Consider the following 761-nt stretch of genomic DNA (forward strand, 5'->3'; position numbering starts at 1 on the left):
CAAAGCTTACTTACAGCTCCCCGGAGCATATCGGTGTTAGTGCCGTCCTTCATAGGCTCCTAGTGCCAAGGCATCCGCCGTGCGCCCTTTCTAACTTAACCTTCGGCTTCCGATACACATCACATTGCGTTGTCAGCTGCGTTCGTTCACATCCTCACGTGCCAAAGCACGCTCCGATGTTCACTCGCTTGCTTCCTAGCACTGCTCGTGTCTCGAAACCCTTTCAGTGACTCTTTTACATATAGCGATATACATAAAATCGTCTTAAAAAGGTATTGCATAAACAAATCACAAAAAGGATTTGTTCGGTTGATTCTTGATTTGTTACTTTCAATGTCGTTTTATCCAGTTTTCAAAGAACAAAATTCATCATGGTTGATTTTCAGTGAATCCATCACCAGAAAATCTTTAATGGTGGAGCCTAGCGGGATCGAACCGCTGACCTCCTGCGTGCAAGGCAGGCGCTCTCCCAGCTGAGCTAAGGCCCCTCAATAAATATTGTTTTTCAAGCAGTTATTCCACTTAAAATGTCTATATGGTGGGCCTAAGTGGACTCGAACCACCGACCTCACGCTTATCAGGCGTGCGCTCTAACCAGCTGAGCTATAGGCCCCTTTCGGGTTTATTTAAAATAGAATGAAGTTTCATAATGAACCTTCAAAACTGAACGCAAAACGTTAACTTGCAGACCTCAAGGGTCTACATTCCGAAATATTCCTTAGAAAGGAGGTGATCCAGCCGCACCTTCCGATACGGCTACC

Annotated in this window: 2 tRNA genes and 1 rRNA gene (1 of these 3 only partly in view); all 3 read right to left on the minus strand. The window is 45.3% G+C overall.

The features are described 5' to 3' along the window. A 23S ribosomal RNA gene (locus ACFPRA_RS23665) occupies positions 1–101 on the minus strand (its annotated part extends 221 nt beyond the left edge of the window); the annotation flags it as partial. A gap of 311 nt (positions 102–412) precedes the next feature. Further along, positions 413–488, minus strand: a tRNA-Ala gene (locus ACFPRA_RS23670). A gap of 48 nt (positions 489–536) precedes the next feature. Then, a tRNA-Ile gene (locus ACFPRA_RS23675) sits at positions 537–613 on the minus strand. Positions 614–761: the final 148 nt, after the last annotated feature.

It is taken from the genome of Sporosarcina soli (genome assembly GCF_042655805.1).
GTDB lineage: Bacteria > Bacillota > Bacilli > Bacillales_A > Planococcaceae > Sporosarcina > Sporosarcina soli.